The organism is Stenomitos rutilans (genome assembly GCF_059505485.1).
The window spans coordinates 1-2,765 of the sequence record NZ_JCACKR010000069.1 but is presented as its reverse complement, the minus strand read 5'-3'; the positions used below and the strand labels follow the sequence as shown (position 1 = coordinate 2,765).

1 protein-coding gene and 1 pseudogene are annotated in these 2,765 nt (G+C 51.7%); both read left to right on the top strand.

Translation table 11 applies throughout. The features are described from left to right. Positions 1-226: 226 nt before the first annotated feature. Positions 227-1,282, top strand: a pseudogene (istA, locus tag AC5JLP_RS12560) (IS21 family transposase); the annotation flags it as partial. A gap of 379 nt (positions 1,283-1,661) precedes the next feature. Then, positions 1,662-2,450, top strand: a complete 789-nt coding sequence (gene istB / locus AC5JLP_RS12555) for an IS21-like element helper ATPase IstB (protein ID WP_496068252.1) — start codon at positions 1,662-1,664, stop codon at positions 2,448-2,450. Positions 2,451-2,765 lie beyond the last annotated feature (315 nt).

The window sequence follows — 2,765 nt, the reverse complement described above, 5'->3', positions numbered from 1 at the left end:
TATGGCGCGACAATTATTTAGACCGAATGACGATTACATTGCCCACCCCAGAGTTGCAAAGTAAGCAATCACTTTTTCATTTGTAAACCGGATCAGATCGCGTCGCTTCGTTCAGCAATAGTGATCAACCGCAAGTTTCAAAGCAAAGACACTAGGAGACGTCCCAACAGCAATTCGAGATGTCCTAGTGCCCGTAGCCATTAAATATCAACAGGTCCAACTGTACATGAACGCGAAGAGAAAGGGGCATTCCCAACAAATCGCGGCAGCCAAAGCGGGAATTTCAGCGCGCACGGCTCGTCGCATTGAAAGTGGTAGCCATCGACCGCAACGCGGACGACCGCGCGATTGGCAGACTCGTGCTGACCCACTCAATGGGCACTGGGAAACCGATTTGTTGCCGATGCTAGAACGGGAACCTCGGCTTGAACCCATCACGTTGTTTGAAACGCTCCAGGAGTTATATCCCGGACAGTATGATGACAAGCTGAGAACGGTGCAACGACGCGTGGAACGCTGGAAAGCCAAGCATGGCAAGCCGAAAGAAGTGATGTTCAAAATCCAACATGCACCGGGAGAACTGGGATTATCAGATTTCACGCATCTGAAGGGAGTGACTGTCACGGTCAAAGGGCAACCGTTTCAGCACCTTTTGTATCACTATCGGCTCGCGTTTAGTGGTTGGCAATACGTGCAGGTCATCCAGGGTGGCGAGAGCTTTGTGGGCTTATCCCAAGGTTTGCAGAATGCCTTGTTTGCCTGTGGGGGAGTGCCAGGGCAACATCGTACCGATAGTCTCAGTGCCGCCTATCGCAACACTGGCGGACGCAATCCCCAATTGACGCAGCTGTATGCCGCAATTTGTGACCACTACCGCGTGCAACCGACGCGAAACAATCCCGGTATTGCTCATGAAAATGGAAGTGTAGAAAGCTCACATGGCTACTTCAAACGCCGCTTGTGCCAAGCCCTGTACCGTCGAGGCAGCTTTGATTTTGAGAGTGCTGCTCACTATCAAGCGTTCATCGCAGCGGTGATTGGCAAGCTCAATGCCAAGTGCCAGCAGAAATTCGAGCTGGAACGTCCCACATTACAGAGCCTCCCCCGCTATCGCACGGCCGATTATGAAGTACTCAGCAGTCGGGTGAGTGCCCATAGCACCATCAGTGTGCGCTGCGTCCTTTACAGTGTCCCCTCTCGCTTAATTGGGCAGCAACTGACGCTCCATCTTTATCATGACCGGATTGTGGGGTTCGTGGGCACCACCCAAGTCGTCGAACTCCCTCGCATTCATGTGCATGGTAGTGCAGCGATTCGGCGCGCCCGTTGCATCAACTATTGTCATGTCGTCGAAAGCTTACGCCGCAAGCCGAGAGCCTTTCTCTATTGCCAGTGGCAACAGGACTTGCTGCCAGATTCAGACTGGCGTGAACTCTGGCAACAGATGAAACGCTGTACTGAGCCTGATACGGCTGCCCGTTGGATGGTTGAAGCACTTTACATTGCTGCCACTCAAAACCAAGAAGTAGCAGTGGCAAGTTATCTCAAAGCCGAATTAGCTGCTGGAACATTCACTCTGCATCGTCTCCAACACCAATGCAACCGGATGAAAACCTTACCTGTTCCTGATGTTGCCTCAGGGCAACATGAACTCTCGAGCTATGACCAACTCTTCCAGCAAGCTTCAACCTCCGTCGAGTCCGTATCAGAACCTGACGAGCGTGCTCAAACGGCTCAAACTGGGCCACTTCCTGTCCGACTGGCAAGCGATAGAACACCGAGCTACCCAGGAGAACTGGAGCTACGCTCACTTCCTCCTGGCACTGGCCGAAGGGGAAGCCAGCCGCCGCGACCAAGCCCGGATTGCCCGCGCGCTGTCAGAAGCGCCATGGCCCTCCGGCAAAGCCTGGTCTAACTTCGAGTTTTCCCATGTTCCCAGTCTCACTCCTGCGGTTGTGATGCAATTTGCCGAATCGGCAAACTGGTTGCAGAATGCCTCCAATATTTTGATCTTTGGGCCGAGTGGAACCGGGAAAACGCACGTCAGTGCTGCACTGGGGCGCTCAATGATAGAGTTAGGCAAGTGGGTGAAGTTCATGCCTGCCACCACTTTGGTGCAGCAACTTCAACAAGCCAAGCTGCAATTACAATTGCCCGCCATGCTGGTCAAACTCGATAAGTACGATCTGCTCATCATTGATGACTTAGGCTATGTCAAAAAGTCAGAGGCGGAAACCTCGGTGCTGTTTGAACTGATTGCCCATCGCTATGAGCGCAAAAGCCTGCTCATTACGGCAAATCAACCCTTTAGCCAGTGGGATAGCATCTTTACGGATTCGATGATGACCGTTGCTGCCATAGATCGCTTAGTCCATCACGCGACGATTATCGAACTGCAAGCCGAGAGCTTTCGCAAACAAGCTGCAATTTCACGCACTCAGGCCGTGTAAAGCAGCACCCGTAACCGGATCTCATGTTTACTTGACGCTCTGCTATTAATGCAGAAGTCCCTCGTAATAGCTGGATTTTAACGATTCAGTTGACTGCTTTTCGCTGCCTTTTGGCACCTGTACTATTCGGATTGAGTCCAACTTGAGTCCATGCCAGTAGTACAGCCATTTTTGTTGTCGTTTTTGACGGTCGCGAGCTACACCTGACGCTTCAAGCTGATGCGATCCGAGGTCATCCATTTGAAGGTCACTTTCGTAGTGAAAAGGAGGAGAAAATTGATGCTTGAAATCGGTCTATGTAATTGACATTTCACA